The organism is Ruegeria sp. AK4, from assembly GCF_056541025.1.
Window position 1 is genome coordinate 15,008 of record NZ_JBQFXS010000018.1, and the last position, 16,980, is coordinate 31,987.

Sequence of the window (16,980 nt, forward strand, 5' to 3'; positions counted from 1 at the left end):
CTCGCCTCAACCGTTGTAAGGGTTCAGCGTGCCAGCCACCGGAACATTGGTATCTGTCGCGTTCTCGGTGATGACATAGTCAAACTGATGCTTGCCATCTGACGAAGCCTGCCACTGGGTTCCAATAATTGGGCCCGAAGCCACGTTTGGAACCGGACCAGTGTTGAAGTCGACGACCCCACCAATGGTATCCGCTTTCAGCGTGGGCAAGACAGCCGCCACAGCTTCCTTGTCTTTCGGATTGCCTGCAGCACTCAACGCAGCCATGGCCACATCGAAGGCCGACAAGCTTGCGCCAAGCTGTTGTGTCCATTGGCGACCGGTTGCCGACTCATACCCGTCACAAAGTGCCGCGCCATTCAAGCCGGTCACGGGTGAGGTGTATGGGAAATCGCAGTGCCAGTAAGCCGCACTAGCGACGTTTGCACCCAAGCCACCGAGCGCTTCAATGTCGGACGGGAACAGCCCAGTCTTGGCTATCTGAACAATTTTCACCTGGCGGTGCAGACCTTGTTGGGCGGCCTGACGCCAGAATGCGGCAAAGTCCGGTGGGATCGGGAAGGAATTGAAGATCTCAACACCTGCGTCGCGGAACATGCGGATTTGCTGTGAATAATCGGACGTGCCGGTCTCATAGGCACCGGGGTCGACGATTTCGTATCCGGCTTCCGCCAGTTTCGGTGCGAGCGCGGCGCGGATCGCGTTACCATCCGCATCGTTAGGGTACATCACACCAACTTTCTTGTTGGTTTCGATCAGGTCCCATTGGGAGATATAGGCCCGGTAGAACTCATCGACCCCAAAGCCAAAGTGGAAGCCATATTTGAACGGGGAAGGTTCGCCAGGCTTTGCGCCACGGCCAAAGTACCAAGCTTCCCACGGCATGACGGTTGAGATGCAGGGAACGCCCGCAGACTCGCATGCATCGGACACCGGATTGATGGTTTCCGGCGTGGACACCGCGATCATGATATCAACGTTGTCGTTGTTGATCAGGTCGCGGGCCAGTTGGCCGGCACGCGCGGGATCGGATTGCGTGTCGCGATCCAGAATTTCAACTGCGTAGCCAGTCCCATCTATCGTGACACCCCCTGCAAGCGCCTCTCGGACTTTCTCCAGGACGTAGCCGTCAGTCTGACCAAACCCGGCCAGAGGACCAGAAATAGGGCTGATGAAGCCAATTTTCAGCGTGTCGTTTGACTGTGCAAAAGCGGCAGTGCGGCCAAGCGTAAAGGTCCCGATCGCGGCACCAGCGCCAGCGAGCAATCGACGGCGAGTTAGGGTGAATGTCATAACTTACTCCTCCATATTCTATGACAGCTTGCCTTTCGGCGGTGGTTCAGACGGGCTTGTGATCCAGCGAAGTTCCGTAAACTCCTGGACGGCCCAGCGACCGCCGAAGCGGCCATACCCACTGGATTTCACGCCTCCGAATGGGGCGTGTGGATTGTCACCAACCGTTGCTCGGTTGACGTGACAGATTCCGCTGTGCAGCTGACGTGCGACGAACAAAGCTCTCGCCTCGTCCTCTGACCAAACGGCTGCTGACAAGCCGTACTCGCTGTCGTTTGCAATAGTGATGGCTTCCGTTTCATCGGAAACACGTGTCACCGACAGAAGCGGCCCAAAGACCTCTTCGTGATAGATGCGCATATTGGCTTCAACACCATCAATCAGGGTCGGATCGACATACGCCCCTCGCATGGTGCCGCCACCCACGAGCTGAGCGCCTTTGGTGACAGCGTCGGTAATCAGGTGCGACAGACGTTCCGCCGCTGCTACAGAGATGACAGGTCCAATGTCACTGTTTTCTTTGGGGTCCCCCACCGTAAGCGCGCTGCGAAGCTGCTCGATTTTGTTGACGAGTTCATCAGCCACTTCGTCGACAACGATAAGGCGCTCAGTCGACATGCAAATCTGGCCTTGATTAGTGTAGGCCCCAAGAACCGCTGCTTGGGCCGCCGCATCCAAGTCCGCATCTTCCAACACGATTTGATTGGCTTGACCACCCAGCTCCAACAACGGGCGCTTGAGGTGCTTTGCACAAAGCTCGGCTACCCGAATTCCGACACGCGTTGAGCCAGTGAAATTCACCCGACGGATTACGGGGGATTGGATGAGCGCTTCAACTGCGGCCTCGCTATCTTCAGCGACAGTCAAAACAACCTGCAGCACATTGTCCGGGATGCCGACAGCATGAAAAGCTTCGCCGATCATTCGATATGTCTGAGGTGCGAGCTCGTTGCCTTTCAGGATGACCGTGTTCCCGCAGAGAAGCGGTGCGGCGACGGCCCGCACGCCCAAAATGATTGGCGCATTCCATGGCGCTATACCGAGGCAAACTCCGCAAGGCACCCGAATCGCAGTGCTAAAGGCGATTTCGGCGTCTTTAACCTTTTCTGTGACGTTGACCTCATCAGCATATGACGCAACTTCCCTGAGCATCACCGCAGCGAATTCCACATTGTGCTCTGCCCACCCCAAAGGCGCGCCAATCTCATCGATGAGTGTGGCGATGAACTCGGATTTTCGCGCTAGAATTTCTCCCGACGCAGCCCGAAGTAGATTCGCACGCTCCAGTGCACTTTTCTGAGACCATTCGGGAAATGCTGCGGCTGCACGCCCGGCAATCTTCTTGCAGAATGCAACCTGAACGGCGTTTTCTTGACTGGCATCCTCGCCTGTGACCGGACTTTGGCGTTGTATCTTCCGCGTCGCGATCGGTTGAAGTGTTCCTAGTGTGTCGCTCATTTGCGTATCTGCCAGGCATGCCTGGCCCTCCCGTTAACTATTATGGGCATTGGATTTCCACATTATATGCGATAATCTGGGCATTCATTGTGAAATTCTGGGATATATGATGGAAATTTCCGATTACGCTGTTCTGGATGAGCAGACTGAAGCTCTGCACCAACGCCGGATCCGAATCCGTTTCCCGGCCGGTTTCGGAACGCTCCTGATGCTTGAAACAGGCGTTTTGATCTGCGGGGACAGAGACCATGAAATCAGCGGACCAGCATTGTGCTACTGGCCGCCTGGACAGCTTCCAGCGTTGGAAGCAGGCGCGGGTTCTCAGATCAAAGTTCTTGGCCTTAGTGAATCCCTAGTCTCCGATGCTTTAGGTGCCAGAGCAGAGTCTGTACACTTGCGCATGCTTGTCGAGCAGCCTTTTGATGTCGTGCTCAAAGAGCCTGATGCCATGCAAAAGGTGGACGCATTGCTTGACTGGTTTCAATCGGAACTCCAGGACCCAGAAGCCCAGTCGCCAATGAGTCTGGCCGCCTACATCCGGTTGGTTCTGATCCAGGCGCTGCGTGTCCATGGGCCGGAACAAGGAGATTTCGCCGCAGAGAAAACCAGCATTCTTCGCCGGTTTCGGCACTTGGTTGAACTCCATTACCGGGAGCACTGGCGCGTGGCCGACTACGCAAAAGATTTGGGCATCGATTATGATCGGTTGCACAGAATCTGTAAGCGTGAAACCGGCAGAAGCCCCGCTGAGCTGGTCCATGAACGGCTGACAGCAGAAGCAAAGGTCAGGCTCGAAAAATCGGGGCACCCGCTCAAGAAGATAGCGACGGACCTTGGCTTCGCTGACGCAACCCGGTTCAGCCACTTTTTCAAACGCAGGACAGAAATGTCGCCGGGATCATATCGTGCCGTTGTTTCCCGACCCGACAATGAAGATCTCGGAGCTCTTAAGCAGGGCTTTGCGGACTGGCCATAGCGCAGATCACAAAGACGCAGCTGTTCTTCCAAGGCAGTCGATGAGCACACTACGTTCCATGCTGATCGGCGAGGAACGCGCATAGCTGGTTCCAACGGTCCGGACAGCAACGGCGAGCTGAAGCGGACCGCGACCAATGTGCCCAAGGCCAACTTATCCGCTACAACCCCACGTGAATTGAACCAAATCGCGTCCGATGAGTTTACAATCCGTCGACCAATCGGAAGGGCAACCGTTTCAATAGCCCCGCGCATTGCCAGCAACCCAATACTCGCAAGGTAGCGTTGAACCGTTTGCGCTATGACCGCGCCAGCAGGAGGTTATTCAGTTTCGACCCCCCTTTTGCAAATGGCTGGATCGAGAAGTCGGAATACAACCCGATTGACGCCTTTAGCAAGTATTCAACCATTGATTTCACAAACTGCAAAAGGGACGCTACCTATGCGCTGATACGGTATCTTGGTGAACTACTTTGATAACGCACTCTGCTGACCTCCAAGTTCCAAACGTTCCAAAACGTTGTGTAGCGCTATGCTGAACACTTGTGCCTGTGGTGATTGCACCTCATCGGGTCTGCACATCAGTCCAACTGGCCCTTTGGTGATGGAAGTATCGAACGGCAGGGCGACCAGATGGCCATCGGCGATTTCATTGGCGACTACACCGGCCGAGATGATCCAGATTGCATCCGAGTGTCGGGTGTAGACACGGCCGAAGGCGCCCGAGACGGTTTCCAGCTTGTTAGCAATGTCACCGACGCCATGCGCGATCAGGAAACGGTCGACCAGTGGTCGGATGGCCGAGCCTTCCGGTGGGTATAACAGTTGCCACTCACTGATCCTATTGAGATCGGGTGCCGATAGGATCGGATGGCCGGCGCGTACCACGAATTCGACGCGCTCTTCATAAAGGTGAGTGAAGGAAATTCCCTGCATGGAATCCGGTCGCCCCAAACGACCGATAACCAATTCGATGTCGCCAAGACGCAACCGCTCCAGCAGATACCCGTGCGGACCATCAATAATGCTCAGGCTGGTGTTTGGCGCCAACTCATGGAATTCGGTCGCCACTGCCGGCATCAGACGCGCCGCCACCGACGGCAGCGCACCCACTGACAGTTCTGTTGTACCGCTCGCTCCGGCCTGTTCAACGCCCGACAAACCCTGTTGCAACGCCGCCAACGACATTTCGGCAAAGTGCAGGAAAACCTCGCCCTGCCGGGTCAAAGCCACTCCCGACCGACTCCGAGTTAGCAAGGTCGCGCCAAGGATTTCCTCCAGTTCTTTCAGAGTTTTGGAAATCGCGGGCTGCGTCAGGAAGAGCTTTTCCGCCGCGTTCTTAAGGCTTTGCTCTCTGCAGATTTCAACAAAACACTGAATGTGTCGGAACTTGATACGACGATCTACCATTTACTTTCCACTTTTAGAAATCAAATTGCACACAAGATCATTTTACATTGACGTTTTTGGCAAGCAATATCTGTTCCAAGGATTTTTGGAGGATCGCCATGCGCACCCAAGTCGCTATCATCGGCGGTGGCCCATCGGGGCTTCTGCTCAGCCAACTTCTCCATAGAAAAGGCATTGATACAGTCGTCCTTGAACGGAAGACAAAAGACTATGTGCTGGGCCGTATTCGCGCAGGTATCCTGGAAACCGGCTTTGTAGACCTGATGCGCGAGGCCGGGGTGTCGGAACGCATGGACGCAGAATGCTTTATTCACGACGGCACCGTGATTTCCTTCGGTGACACCGAGTTCGACATCAACTTTAAGGACCTGACCGGTAGCCACGTCGTGGTCTATGGACAGACAGAAGTGACCCGCGATCTGTATGACGCCCGGGAAGCGATGGGTGGCAAGATTGTCTTCAACACTGACAATGTCACCATTCACGGTGCGGATACTGATGCGCCTTATGTGACCTACACGACGGGCGGAACCGAGCATCGCATTGACTGCGATTACATTGCCGGGTGCGACGGTTTCCATGGGGTCAGCCGCCAGACTATTCCCCTGACCGTACGGCGTGAATACGAAAAACTCTATCCCTTCGGCTGGCTGGGGGTTCTTTCCGAAACCCCGCCGGTACATGAAGAACTGATCTATGCTTGTTCAGACCGCGGCTTTGCCCTCTGTTCAATGCGTAATGAAAGTCTCAGCCGGTATTACATCCAGTGTTCCTTGTCCGATAGTCCTGGCGATTGGACGGACGCAGCCTTTTGGACTGAGCTCAAGCGACGCATTCCCGCAAAATATGCGGAACGGCTGGTCACCGGTCCTTCTATAGAAAAATCAATCGCACCATTGCGATCTTTCGTGACTGAACCCATGCGCTGGGGTTGCCTTTTTCTGTGTGGGGATGCCGCCCACATCGTACCCCCGACCGGTGCGAAAGGGTTGAACACCGCGGCCAGCGACATTCACTACCTCTATAATGGCCTCGTACAATTCTACGAGGAAGGCGACAGCGAAGGTATTGACCGATACTCGGAAAGGGCGTTGGCGCGCATCTGGAAAGCCGAGCGTTTCAGCTGGTCCACGACCAACCTGTTGCACCGCTTCCCTTACCAAAATGAATTCGACCTCAAGATGCAGAGGGCAGATATCGATTTCTTGCGGGATAACCGCGAGGCGCAGTCGGTCTTTGCGCAGAATTACGTAGGCCTTCCCTACTGATGCAGGTGGCGGATCTTCATACCGTGCGGCTGCATTGGCGCGAGGACGGCAACCCCGATGGGTTTCCCGTTGTGTTCGCCAACTCGCTGGGCACCGACCTGCGAGTTTGGGACAAGATTGTGCATCGCCTGCCGCCTGAACTCCGCCTGATCCGGTTCGACAAACGTGGGCACGGGCTGTCGTCCTGCCCCGCGGGCACCTACACGATGGAACAACTTACGCAAGACACTGAACAGTTGCTCGACCATCTCGGCATCACGTCCTGTGTCTTTGTCGGCCTTTCGATTGGTGGCATGATCGGCCAAGGCCTGGCCGCACGCCGACCGGACTTGGTTCGCACTCTGATTCTGTCCAATAGCGCAGCCAAAATGGGCGAAGCACAGATGTGGAGCGATCGCATCATAGCGTTGAAGCAAGGCGGGATCGAAGCGCTGGCCGATCCAATTCTGGATCGCTGGTTCAGCACTGCGTTTCGGAGGCAGTCTGAAGTTGAAGGCTGGCGCAATATGCTGACGCGCACGCCCGTCGACGGTTACATCGGCTGCTGCCAAGCCATCGCCGAGGTCGATCTAACGGACAGTACCGCTCAGCTGCGCCTGCCCGTTTTGGGAATTGGTGGAGGCGAAGACGGTGCCTGCCCGCCTGATGTGGTCCGGGCGACCTTAGAGTTGGTGCCGCAAGCCCGATACGTGGAAATCAAGGACGCGGGGCATCTGCCTTGCGTCGAGAAACCCTGGGAGTTTGCCAGCCTTCTGGCCGACTACCTAAAGGAGTTTGGCTATGTCTGAAAAATTTGAACAGGGCATGCGGGTACGGCGCAGAATTCTTGGGGACGACCATGTCGACCGTGCCGATGCGTCTAAGACCGATTTCGACGAACCGTTCCAGACTCTGATCACCGAAAGCGCATGGGGTACAGTCTGGGCCTCGGATGGAATCAGCGACCGCGATCGCTCGATGCTGACGCTAGCCCTGCTGGCGGCAATGGGGAACTTCGAAGAGATTCCGATGCATGTCCGGGCAACGGCGCGCACGGGCGCTAGCAAACGAGATGTGCTGGAAGCATTTCAGCATGTGGCGATTTATGCCGGCGTTCCGCGTGCCAACCACGCGCTGAAGCTGGCCAAGCAAACCTACGACGAAATGGAACAGAATTAACTGGGAAGCGCGCGAACGTCCCAAATCAAGCCAAAAGGAGCCATCCGATTATGCCTCAACCAGGAGAGTTCTATCAACGGGACCGCGAGTGGCACCCCCCTGCCCTTACGCGTGATTACAAGACCAGCGTGTCGCGGTCGCCGCAATACTCGCTGATCTCGCTGCAAAATTCGGTCAGCGAAATTACTGGTCCGGTCTTCGGTCACAAAGATATAGACCCGCTGGACAAGGACCTGATCTACAACTATGCCCAGCCCGGTGAGAGCGCTATCGGTGAGCGGATCATTCTGCACGGTCGAGTTCTGGACGAAAACGGCCGCCCGGTTCCGAATACGCTGGTCGAGGCCTGGCAGGCCAACGCAGGTGGTCGCTATCGACACAAGAAGGACACCTATCTTGCGCCGATTGATCCGAATTTCGGCGGCTGTGGCCGGACCCTGACCGACGAGGACGGCTATTACTATTTCCGCACCGTCAAACCCGGCGCCTACCCCTGGCGCAATTGGGTCAACAGTTGGCGGCCAGCGCACATTCACATGTCAATCTTCGGCACCGGGTTTGCGCAGCGCCTGATCACCCAGTGCTATTTCGAAGGCGACCCGTTGATCCACAAATGCCCGATCGTCAATACCATTCCCGACCCAGACGCGATCGATCGCCTGATCGCACCATTGGATCTGAATGCCACCATTCCGCTCGATACCATCGCCTACAAGTTCGACATTGTGCTTAGGGGCCGACGTTCGACCCTGTTCGAAAACCGACTGGAGGGGAACTGATCATGAAACAGGAACTGAACTATCTGAAAGAAACCCCATCTCAGACGGCCGGGCCTTACGTCCATATAGGACTCGCCCCAGGGGCAGCAGGATTTGATATTTACAAGCAAGAACTTGGCTGGGACATCGCTGGGTCAAACGCCAAAGGCGAGCGCGTGCGCATTGAAGGTGTTGTGATCGACGGAACAGGCAGCCCCGTCAAGGACGTGCTTCTGGAAGCATGGCAGGCCAACACCGATGGCAATTACGCCCACCCCGAAGGTGGTGGTGACGTCGAGCAAGGGTTCCGCGGCTGGGGTCGGGTAATTACCAATTTCGAAACCGGAGAATGGGGCTTCGACACAGTCAAACCAGGTCCAACCCAGGGTCGCAACGTCGGTACTCAGGCACCGCACATCAACCTGTGGATCGTCGCCCGCGGCATCAATATTGGCCTCAATACGCGCCTTTACTTCGACGACGAGGCCGAAGCCAACGCTACCGATCCGGTTCTCAACCTGATTGAGTGGGAACGTCGCCGCACCACTCTGATCGCGAAACGAACCGAGCGTGACGGGCAAGTGGTCTACCGGTTCGACATCAAACTTCAGGGAGAAGACGAGACGGTCTTCTTCGACATCTGAACCAGCCGGCCCGCCTTCTGACATTGTCCAGATGGCGGGCCCATCAACAAGGGCTGCCCCATGACCAAACCCTGCATCATCTGCGTTGCCATTACCGGTTCGCTTCCGACCAAGGCCAACAACCCGGCCGTTCCGATCACCGTGGAAGAACAGATTGAAAGCACGCACGAAGCTTTTGAGGCTGGGGCTTCGATCGTGCATGCACATGTGCGCAACGAAGATCAGACACCAAGCTCGGACCCCGAAAATTTTGCGCGCCTCAAAGAAGGGCTGGAAAAGCACTGCCCCGGCATGATCATTCAGTTCTCAACCGGTGGGCGGTCCGGAGCCGGCCAGGCCCGGGGCGGGATGCTGCCGCTGGCACCCGACATGGCGTCGCTATCGGTGGGATCGAATAATTTCCCGACCCGCGTCTATGAGAACCCGCCGGATCTTGTGAACTGGCTCGCGGGTGAAATGCGCCAGCACAAGGTAACCCCCGAGATCGAGGCCTTTGACCTCAGCCATATTCTTCAAGCCATTCGAATGCACGATGAAGGTCTCCTTCCCGGCAAGCTCTATGTGCAATTCGTGATGGGGGTCAAAAACGCCATGCCCGTCGACCGCGATGTGTTCGATTTCTACGTGAAATCCATGCGAGACCGAGCACCAGACGCCGAATGGTGTGCCGCCGGGATCGGCCCGAACCAGATCGTTGTGAACGAGTGGTCGATCGCCGCTGGCGGCCATACCCGCACCGGGCTGGAAGACAACGTTCGGCTCGACCGCGATACCCTTGCGCCTTCCAACGCTGCCCTGGTCCGACGTACTGTCGAACTCTGCGACCGTTACGAGCGGCCCGTCGCAACGTGGCAGCAGGCCAGAGAGATTTTGCAGCTTTCACCAGTCGGAGATTGACCGATGAGCACTCGAAACATCCTTTGCACTTATAACGGCAAAGACACCGCCATCAGCAGCCTGCGCTATGCCATCAAGATCGCCAAGCATCACGACGGTTGGTTGACCGGAGTCGTGCGACACGGGCGCCCCGTTCTGGAAACCCGCTTCGGTGGCCAGATTCCGAGCGAAGTCATAAAAACCATGCATGATATCGACATGGCCAGGATCAAGGACGTTTCGGATAGTTTTAACAGCGAAACCGCTGCACAAGGTCTCACAGAACGCGCTGAATTTGTTGAGATTGAAGAAAATGAAGACCTGGCATTGGGGAAACTCGCGCGCAGTTACGACCTGATCGTCACGGGTATTCCCGAAAACGAGATGTCGGCAACCCATCTTGCGGCGCACCCGGACGTGATTGCGTTGCACAGTGGACGCCCGATACTGATCGTTCCTGACGACTACGAAAAAGAGGGATTGGCGGACCACGCGGTCGTCGCATGGGATGGCAAGCGTTCGGCAGCTCGCGCCCTAGGTGACGCCATGTCGATCCTTGAGGAAAAAGCCAAAGTAACGGTGCTCTGTGTGGGCAAATCGGCCCCGGACGGCACCGACCGATTGATCAAGAACCTCGGAAGACATGGAATTGATGCTGATCTGATCATCCGTCCCCGACAACACTCCGTCGGTCAAACAATACTGGACGCAACTCGGGAACTGGGGACGCAATTGATTGTCATGGGTGCTTACGAACACAGCAAGTTTTCCCACGACTTCTTCGGTGGCGCGACCACCGACGTGATCGCTGGTACCAACGTTCCGGTATTCATGTCACATTAAGTCATGACCGATGTATTTTCCCATCCATGGCTCAGCGGCTTGTTCTCGGATCCAGAGACACAGGAGATGTTGTCTCCACACGTCCAGATCCGTCATATGCTGTCAGTCGAAGCCGCGTATTCCCGTGCTTTAGGAAAAACCGGTGCGGTACCGGCGGACATCGCCGAAAGGGCGGCGAAGTACATAGCAGCCGTACAGCCTGATCTCGACAAGTTGCAAGCGGGCACGGCCCGCGATGGTCTCGCTGTCCCGGCTTTGGTGGGGAACTTGAAAGAGAGTTGCCCAGAGGAACTACACCCAGCGATCCACACTGGCCTGACCTCTCAAGACGTGATCGATACGGCGGTTATTCTGTCTCTTAAAGATGTGTTGCCGATACTGGCTGACCGGCTGTCAGTGCTCAGCGATGCCCTGACCCAGCTCGAAAAAGTGCAGGGAACAAACAAGCTTATGGGGCGCACGCGCATGCAGGCGGCCATGCCTATCACCGTGAAGGTCCGGTTGCAAAGCTGGCACTTACCGCTTTCAGATCACCGGGTAAGGCTGAAACAGCTGAAACCCAGACTTCTGTGCCTGCAACTAGGTGGTGCAGCAGGCGATCGTGCCGCTTTGGGTACTCAGGCCCAAGAAATTGCGATGCTGATGGCTAAAGACCTTGGCTTGGAAAACCCTGTCGTATGCTGGCACAGCCGTCGTGACGCAATTGTCGAGTTTTCAAACTGGTTGTCGCTGGTTTCAGGAACGCTCGGTAAAATGGGTCAGGATGTTTCCTTGATGGCGCAACAGGGCGTAGACGACATAGCACTTGAGGGGGGCGGTGGATCCTCGGCAATGCCTCACAAACAGAACCCTGTGCTTGCAGAGCTACTGGTGACGCTGGCCGGATTCAACGCGGTTCAGATTTCGGGCATGCATCAGGCTCTTGTGCATGAACAGGAACGATCCGGAGCCGCCTGGACATTGGAATGGATGATTCTGCCACAGATGATCGTTGTCACAGGGCGGGCAATGAATGCCGGTTTGGAGCTTATAAACCAGATCGAACGGATTGGCTCACCCGCTTAACCCGCTGCGTTTCGATAGAAATGCCCGGCACTCGCACCTTCCGATCTGAGACTCTAAGGAATTTTATTCGACCGTGGACGATGACAAGCGCTCTTCTTTCTTTCCCAACAGAAAAACCGGGCACCGCTATTCCTACGACAGTGCCCGACACAGATGATAACTGCTCTTATCCCGACAACACCCTTGGCAGCCAAAGCGCAAGTGCGGGAAATGCGATCAGGACCGCGACCCGAACGATTTCGGCGCCAAAAAACGGCAACACACCAAGGAATGTATCGCGCATCGGAACATCGCGGGACTGCGCAGAGATGATGAAGACGTTCATGCCAACCGGTGGCGTGATCAATCCAAGCTCAACCACTATGAGCGCAAGTATCCCGAACCAGATCTTGAGATCCTCTGTGTCCATTCCAAAAGGCGAGTCCGCTGCTGTAACGAAATCCCCGCCATTCATCTCAACCAGAACCGGCCAGAAGAATGGTATTGCCAACAGGATCATTGACAGGCTGTCCATCAAGCATCCCAGCAGGATCAGCGCAAAAAGCAGCACCAGCAAAGTTGTCATTGGGGCCAGCCCCGAATTCGCCATCCACTCTGCCATCGCTTGCGGCACACCACCACGCGACATGAAAATCTTAAGCAGCTCCGCTCCAAGCAGGATCAGATAGATCATGCCTGCAGTCCGTGCAGTCTCCAAAAGCGCTTCACGTGCATCTTCCAGCGAAAATTGCCCTCGGACCAGACCAAAGATAGCGACCATGACCACGCCAACGGCTGCCGCTGGTGTGGGGTTAAAAAACCCTAGGTAAATCCCGCCAATCACGACACCGAAGACCAATCCAACTGGCAGCACATTCAAGGTTGCCGCAATGAACTCCTCGCGCGAGGCGCTTTCCCCTTTCGGGCCCGCCTGGGGCGAGATGAGCACATAGATTAGGATGGTCAGAATAAAGAACAAAACAGCGATCAAACCAGGTATCATCGCCGCTTTGAACATTGTCACGACGTTGGCCTCGACAATGATCGCATAGATGATGAGAACCACGGACGGCGGGATCAGAATTCCAAGCACGCCCCCAGCCGCGATTGTTCCTGTTCCGAGCTTTGGCGAATAGTTATAGCGTTTCAACTCAGGCAGAGCGACACGGCCCATTGTTGAAGCTGTGGCCAGTGACGATCCGCAAACCGCGCCAAAACCGGCGCAAGCGGCAATCGCCGACATCGCCACACCCCCTCGCATCCAGCCAAGCCAGGCATTGGCTGCGCGAAACAAATCGGCGCTCAACCCTGAACGCGACGCAATTGCCCCCATGAGCACGAAAAGAGGAACAACTGAAAGGTCGTAAATCGAAAACTGCCCATAGGCCAGATCCTTGAGCTGGCTCATGACGATCATTGGGCCGTTCAACAGCGCAATGCCCGCTCCGCCAACCACGATCATCGAATACGCGATGGGTACGCGAATAGCGATCAGGAAAATCAGAACGCCAAGGCCCATTAGGCCTATCGAGATACTGTCCATTTCAATAGACCTCGCTTCTGCGCAGCTTCTGCAGCGCGTCCTTCAGAGTGATCAGCGAGGCCACGAAGAGCAGCACAAGCGATATCAATGCGGGAACAAAAGCCCACCAGATCGGAATTTGAAGGATTCCGGTGAATTCCTCGTATTCGCGATAGTCCTGCAGACCAGCCCCCATGCGCCAGATCAGCAAGGCCGAGAACAGCACTGCAATCGACGCCGCAAAAAGAGACATCAAGGCGACGGAACGCGGGCCGGCGCGCATGGTGAAGATGTCAGCTGACACATTTGCGCCAACAAGCTGGCAGTACGGCAAAAAACAGAATGCTGCGATTGCCGCTCCCATCTCGGTCAGTTCAAAGTCGCCGGGGAATGGCTTTCCGACAATTGCACCAGCAAGGATCGACCAAGCATTGACCAGAACGACTGCGACCAGGACAAGCCCGCCGATCAGCGCCCAGCCAGTGATGAGGGTACGGGCGAGGCCGACTAGCCCCGCCTCCTTTTGCGTCGCGGACGACATCGGTCAGTTCGTCGCCATGTTTTCGTTGACCAGTTTGACTGCCTGATCATAAAGCGCCTGCCCGTCGATGCCTTTTTCGTCCATTTCAGCGATCCAGCGGTCGACAACCGGCGCAACTGCTGCTTCAAACTCTGCCCATTCGGCATCGCTTAGCTGCACATGTTCATTGCCTGATTTTGTCGCAATACCGATCCCAAAGCTTTCGGCGCCATCCCAGATCTCACCTACCTCGGCGTGCCATTCGAGGTCCGAGTGGTCGATGAATATTTGCTGGACATCCTCTGGCAAGCTGTTCCAGCGGTCCTCGTTTATAATGACCGAGAATGATGTCGTTCCAAGGCGTTTGCCGCCCGGCCCTTCGATCTGATACTTGGTCTGCTCGTGAATCTTGAGTGGTGGAATGATCTCAAAAGGTATCATCGCGCCATCGATCACCTTCTTTGACAGGGCAACCGGTATTTCCCCCACTGAAGTTTTCACCGGATTTGCGCCAAGCGCTTCGATAACCCAGGCACCGGTCCGCGACGGAATGCGCATCTTCTTACCGGACAGATCACCGGGCGAGCGCACTTCATCGGTTGCCATATGAAGTGCCTGACCGCCATGGACATGCTGAAACAGGGGAACAACGCCTTTGAAATCCTTACTCAGTTCACCTTCCTCATACATCGTGCGCATTGCTTTGTTGACCGCGGCACTGCTGCCCTGATGAACACCAGGAAGCTCGAAAACCTCTGTCCGGGGAAACTGCCCGGCGGCGTAGGCATTCACGATCCACGCAATATCTACGACACCGTCGCGCACCTGCCGCGGCAGCTGCGGTGGCTTTCCACCCAGTGTCATGGATGGGAAAATCTCGATCGCGATACGCCCGTCAGATGCGTCCATGATCTGTTGCGCCCAGGGTTCCAGCATCTGTGCGTGTGCTGGTGCCTTTGGGCTCAGAAAGTGGTGAAGCTTGAACTCATAATCGGCCGCCCATGCGAACGGCGCGACAAGCGCAGACATCGTTGTGCCCAAAGCGAAGTACTTCGCGCGTTTTAGAATACTCATGATCTCCTCCTGATCTACTTATCTGGCAAGACGCCCCCCTTTGGGGCAGGCGGGGTTGCGCTAAACGACGTTCATGGTCGCAAGGCTGATGATGGTGCCCCGATTGATCCACTATTTCGGCTTCACAATTTTATACTCACTAAATTGACCAACAAAATTGAGGTTTTCTAAGATTTAGTTTCCATTTCTGAGAACTAAAAAGCCCGCCTGCCCGAAGAATACGTGGTTCTCAGACGAAAAGGGACTGTTCCTTTCATTGTTGGCAATGGGTTCAGCGAAGTTCTGTGCGGTCCGGATCGAGCAATTGCAATATTCAGCAAGACCTACCGCTTTTCTTCAGTTGCAACTCGGATTGCGCGAACCAATGCGGCAGGCAACTCGTCACCCGTCTCAACAGTTTCAGTGTAGGCACGACTGGCCTCAGCTAATTTGGAAAATCCGGGCAGCGAAGGTCGAGAATGTCCGCACAGCAGACGCTCACGAGTACTTTGCAAATGACCGCATCGAGCCCAAAACGGAAGTCTCTAATTTACGCCACACGCGCTCGCAGCGAACTTTTTCTGCGTGCGCATTACCTTGAAGATCGCAATGCAGCGAGAAGAGCGGCTATTCGTGATGGGCGCAAAGAAATTTCATCAGGCAATTTACAGGTAGCGGACAAAGCTGCAGTTTGATCTTGAACGAATACGTGCAAGTTCACGGATAATGGAGGCATCTTTGATCCACATTTCGAAAGCACCCGGCACATCGACAAAAAGTCGCGGAACAACCTGATCGAGATGATAAGAACAATCAAACGAGGTCAGATTCAGGACAGAAATCCGGGCATCCGTGGCGAGATCTAGTTCACCAGCCAGCTCTTGGAAATAGCATGATCCAATGCGCCGTATCGACAATCGCGCAACCTATAACACTGACGCAACAGCCTCGGAGGACAAAATGATAAAGATGATCAAACTGGCCCTAGCTGCGTTACCCTTTATGGCCATCAGCGGGCCGAGCCGTGCTCAGGATGTTACAATCACTCTGCAATCGGCTTTTCCGACCAGCCTTCCGGTCGTCAATACGATCCGGCAGTTCGAAGCAGACGTCGAGGCAGCCTCCGGCGGGACTATCCAGATCGAGCTGGCGGAACCTGGCGCAATTGTCCCACCGTTCGACATTCAACAGGCGGTCTCTGACGGCGAGATCGAAGCGGGCTATACCGCTGCGGCCTACCTTCATGGGTCCTTGCCTGTTGCGTCGTTTTTCACGTCGATGCCTTTCGGGCCGCAGGCGCTCGATTATATGGCTTGGTTCTACGAAGGCGGCGGGCTCGAGCTCAATCAGCGAATGTATGACGACGCGGGCTTTGAGCTCGTGACTATGCCGGTAACTTTCACTGGCATGGAATCGGGCGGGTGGTTCAACACACCCATCGAAGTGGCAAACGATTTTGCCGGGCTCAGGCTGCGCTGGACGGGCCTGGCCTCGGAAGTACTTGCAAGCCTGGGTGCGGATACCGTGCTGATCGCAGGCGGTGAGATCTATCCATCGCTTGAAAATGGCGACATCGACGGGACCGAATTCAGCTTTCCCCAGGTGGATCTTGCGCTGAATTTTCCGGACGTGGCTTCTTTCTACTATTTCCCCGGCTGGCACCAACCTTCGACGATGATTGAGTTGGTCATCAACCGCGACGTTTGGAACGGCCTGACAGATAGCCAGCGCACGATCATCGACATGGCGGCCAGAAGCAACGCGATGCGTTCGGTCCTGCGGATGGAATACTCACAAGCCGCCGCCGTCGCGAAAATGGCAGAACAGGGCGTGGAAGTTCGCCTCTACAGCCCCGAGACCCTGGACAGCCTCGACGCAGCCTGGGACACGCTTGTCTCCGAGATGGCCGCGGCTGATCCTTTTGTGGCCGAAGTCTGGGACAGCTTGCAGGCCGCGCGAACGCAAGAAGACGCCTGGGACGCGTTAACCGAAACACCTATGCAGCGCCCATGATCGGCCGTCCCAGCGTGATCTTTGGGCCTTAGCGCCTGGGGCCGAGACGTGCCTTGCGGAACATGGTCCGGGCCTCAAAGTGCTCAGAGCAGCCCAATGCACCCCCAGCGTTTCCCTGATAGGTCAGATCTTGAGCAAACATAGT

The 16,980-nt window shown here is 55.8% G+C and carries 17 protein-coding genes and 1 pseudogene; 12 read left to right on the plus strand and 6 right to left on the minus strand.

What is annotated here, in order from left to right; all coding sequences use genetic code 11:
• Positions 1-6: 6 nt before the first annotated feature.
• Together ACR0EZ_RS20860 and ACR0EZ_RS20865 are read right to left on the minus strand one after the other, a co-directional pair.
• Positions 7-1,293: an ABC transporter substrate-binding protein gene (locus tag ACR0EZ_RS20860; RefSeq protein ID WP_480616614.1), complete on the minus strand. Its 1,287-nt coding sequence runs from the start codon at positions 1,291-1,293 to the stop codon at positions 7-9.
• Positions 1,294-1,311: 18 nt separating this feature from the next.
• On the minus strand, positions 1,312-2,751 hold the full coding sequence (locus ACR0EZ_RS20865) for an aldehyde dehydrogenase family protein (RefSeq protein ID WP_480616615.1): 1,440 nt from the start codon (positions 2,749-2,751) through the stop codon (positions 1,312-1,314).
• A gap of 109 nt (positions 2,752-2,860) precedes the next feature.
• Here ACR0EZ_RS20865 and ACR0EZ_RS20870 point away from each other — a divergent pair, with 109 nt between their 5' ends.
• Positions 2,861-3,727: a helix-turn-helix transcriptional regulator gene (locus ACR0EZ_RS20870; protein WP_480616616.1), complete on the plus strand. Its 867-nt coding sequence runs from the start codon at positions 2,861-2,863 to the stop codon at positions 3,725-3,727.
• Between the two features lie 467 nt (positions 3,728-4,194).
• On the opposite strand, the gene pcaQ is transcribed toward ACR0EZ_RS20870, so the two are convergent.
• Positions 4,195-5,136: a pca operon transcription factor PcaQ gene (pcaQ, locus tag ACR0EZ_RS20875; RefSeq protein ID WP_480616617.1), complete on the minus strand. Its 942-nt coding sequence runs from the start codon at positions 5,134-5,136 to the stop codon at positions 4,195-4,197.
• A 98-nt stretch (positions 5,137-5,234) separates the two neighbouring features.
• Here pcaQ and pobA point away from each other — a divergent pair, with 98 nt between their 5' ends.
• From pobA to ACR0EZ_RS20915, 8 genes are read left to right on the plus strand one after another with little or no spacing between them, the layout of a single operon-like run.
• Entirely contained in the window at positions 5,235-6,404 is a 1,170-nt protein-coding gene (gene pobA / locus ACR0EZ_RS20880) for a 4-hydroxybenzoate 3-monooxygenase (RefSeq protein WP_480616618.1), read from the plus strand.
• A complete protein-coding gene (pcaD, locus tag ACR0EZ_RS20885) occupies positions 6,404-7,192 on the plus strand; it encodes a 3-oxoadipate enol-lactonase (RefSeq protein WP_480616619.1) in 789 nt (262 codons plus the stop codon). Before pobA ends, pcaD begins: the two co-directional genes overlap by 1 nt.
• Positions 7,185-7,562 carry a 4-carboxymuconolactone decarboxylase gene (gene pcaC, locus ACR0EZ_RS20890; protein WP_480616620.1) on the plus strand — a complete coding sequence of 126 codons (378 nt, stop codon included), beginning with the start codon at positions 7,185-7,187 and terminating at the stop codon, positions 7,560-7,562. The genes pcaD and pcaC overlap by 8 nt, the downstream gene beginning before the upstream one ends.
• Positions 7,563-7,612: 50 nt before the next feature.
• On the plus strand, positions 7,613-8,341 hold the full coding sequence (gene pcaH / locus ACR0EZ_RS20895) for a protocatechuate 3,4-dioxygenase subunit beta (protein WP_480616621.1): 729 nt from the start codon (positions 7,613-7,615) through the stop codon (positions 8,339-8,341).
• Between the two features lie 2 nt (positions 8,342-8,343).
• Positions 8,344-8,964: a protocatechuate 3,4-dioxygenase subunit alpha gene (pcaG, locus tag ACR0EZ_RS20900; protein ID WP_480616622.1), complete on the plus strand. Its 621-nt coding sequence runs from the start codon at positions 8,344-8,346 to the stop codon at positions 8,962-8,964.
• Positions 8,965-9,024: 60 nt separating this feature from the next.
• Positions 9,025-9,861, plus strand: a complete 837-nt coding sequence (locus ACR0EZ_RS20905) for a 3-oxoadipate:acetyl-CoA acetyltransferase (RefSeq protein WP_480616623.1) — start codon at positions 9,025-9,027, stop codon at positions 9,859-9,861.
• 3 nt (positions 9,862-9,864) lie between these two features.
• Positions 9,865-10,683, plus strand: a complete 819-nt coding sequence (locus tag ACR0EZ_RS20910; protein ID WP_480616624.1) for a universal stress protein — start codon at positions 9,865-9,867, stop codon at positions 10,681-10,683.
• A gap of 3 nt (positions 10,684-10,686) precedes the next feature.
• A complete protein-coding gene (locus tag ACR0EZ_RS20915) occupies positions 10,687-11,748 on the plus strand; it encodes a 3-carboxy-cis,cis-muconate cycloisomerase (RefSeq protein ID WP_480616625.1) in 1,062 nt (353 codons plus the stop codon).
• Positions 11,749-11,914: 166 nt separating this feature from the next.
• On the opposite strand, the gene ACR0EZ_RS20920 is transcribed toward ACR0EZ_RS20915, so the two are convergent.
• Genes ACR0EZ_RS20920 through ACR0EZ_RS20930 form a run of 3 tightly spaced genes read right to left on the minus strand, consistent with a single transcriptional unit; the run spans position 11,915 to position 14,843 of the window.
• On the minus strand, positions 11,915-13,270 hold the full coding sequence (locus ACR0EZ_RS20920; protein ID WP_480616626.1) for a TRAP transporter large permease: 1,356 nt from the start codon (positions 13,268-13,270) through the stop codon (positions 11,915-11,917).
• A gap of 1 nt (position 13,271) precedes the next feature.
• Positions 13,272-13,790, minus strand: coding sequence for a TRAP transporter small permease (locus tag ACR0EZ_RS20925; protein ID WP_480616627.1), 519 nt, complete (start codon positions 13,788-13,790; stop codon positions 13,272-13,274).
• A 3-nt stretch (positions 13,791-13,793) separates the two neighbouring features.
• Positions 13,794-14,843, minus strand: a complete 1,050-nt coding sequence (locus tag ACR0EZ_RS20930; protein WP_480616628.1) for a TRAP transporter substrate-binding protein — start codon at positions 14,841-14,843, stop codon at positions 13,794-13,796.
• A gap of 458 nt (positions 14,844-15,301) precedes the next feature.
• Here ACR0EZ_RS20930 and ACR0EZ_RS20935 point away from each other — a divergent pair, with 458 nt between their 5' ends.
• The 3 genes and pseudogenes from ACR0EZ_RS20935 (at position 15,302) to ACR0EZ_RS20945 (ending at position 16,835) form a co-directional block, all read left to right on the plus strand.
• Entirely contained in the window at positions 15,302-15,517 is a 216-nt protein-coding gene (locus ACR0EZ_RS20935; protein ID WP_480616629.1) for a hypothetical protein, read from the plus strand.
• Positions 15,518-15,559: 42 nt separating this feature from the next.
• Positions 15,560-15,688, plus strand: a pseudogene (locus tag ACR0EZ_RS20940) (IS6 family transposase); the annotation flags it as partial.
• A 94-nt stretch (positions 15,689-15,782) separates the two neighbouring features.
• Entirely contained in the window at positions 15,783-16,835 is a 1,053-nt protein-coding gene (locus tag ACR0EZ_RS20945) for a TRAP transporter substrate-binding protein (RefSeq protein ID WP_170715553.1), read from the plus strand.
• Positions 16,836-16,980 lie beyond the last annotated feature (145 nt).

Coding starts and splice junctions, on each gene's coding strand:
- ACR0EZ_RS20860 (WP_480616614.1), bottom strand. CDS start 1,293: ATGACATTCACCCTAACTCGCCGTCGATTGCTCGCTGGCGCTGGTGCC.
- ACR0EZ_RS20865 (WP_480616615.1), bottom strand. CDS start 2,751: ATGAGCGACACACTAGGAACACTTCAACCGATCGCGACGCGGAAGATA.
- ACR0EZ_RS20870 (WP_480616616.1), top strand. CDS start 2,861: ATGGAAATTTCCGATTACGCTGTTCTGGATGAGCAGACTGAAGCTCTG.
- pcaQ (WP_480616617.1), bottom strand. CDS start 5,136: ATGGTAGATCGTCGTATCAAGTTCCGACACATTCAGTGTTTTGTTGAA.
- pobA (WP_480616618.1), top strand. CDS start 5,235: ATGCGCACCCAAGTCGCTATCATCGGCGGTGGCCCATCGGGGCTTCTG.
- pcaD (WP_480616619.1), top strand. CDS start 6,404: ATGCAGGTGGCGGATCTTCATACCGTGCGGCTGCATTGGCGCGAGGAC.
- pcaC (WP_480616620.1), top strand. CDS start 7,185: ATGTCTGAAAAATTTGAACAGGGCATGCGGGTACGGCGCAGAATTCTT.
- pcaH (WP_480616621.1), top strand. CDS start 7,613: ATGCCTCAACCAGGAGAGTTCTATCAACGGGACCGCGAGTGGCACCCC.
- pcaG (WP_480616622.1), top strand. CDS start 8,344: ATGAAACAGGAACTGAACTATCTGAAAGAAACCCCATCTCAGACGGCC.
- ACR0EZ_RS20905 (WP_480616623.1), top strand. CDS start 9,025: ATGACCAAACCCTGCATCATCTGCGTTGCCATTACCGGTTCGCTTCCG.
- ACR0EZ_RS20910 (WP_480616624.1), top strand. CDS start 9,865: ATGAGCACTCGAAACATCCTTTGCACTTATAACGGCAAAGACACCGCC.
- ACR0EZ_RS20915 (WP_480616625.1), top strand. CDS start 10,687: ATGACCGATGTATTTTCCCATCCATGGCTCAGCGGCTTGTTCTCGGAT.
- ACR0EZ_RS20920 (WP_480616626.1), bottom strand. CDS start 13,270: ATGGACAGTATCTCGATAGGCCTAATGGGCCTTGGCGTTCTGATTTTC.
- ACR0EZ_RS20925 (WP_480616627.1), bottom strand. CDS start 13,790: ATGTCGTCCGCGACGCAAAAGGAGGCGGGGCTAGTCGGCCTCGCCCGT.
- ACR0EZ_RS20930 (WP_480616628.1), bottom strand. CDS start 14,843: ATGAGTATTCTAAAACGCGCGAAGTACTTCGCTTTGGGCACAACGATG.
- ACR0EZ_RS20935 (WP_480616629.1), top strand. CDS start 15,302: ATGTCCGCACAGCAGACGCTCACGAGTACTTTGCAAATGACCGCATCG.
- ACR0EZ_RS20945 (WP_170715553.1), top strand. CDS start 15,783: ATGATAAAGATGATCAAACTGGCCCTAGCTGCGTTACCCTTTATGGCC.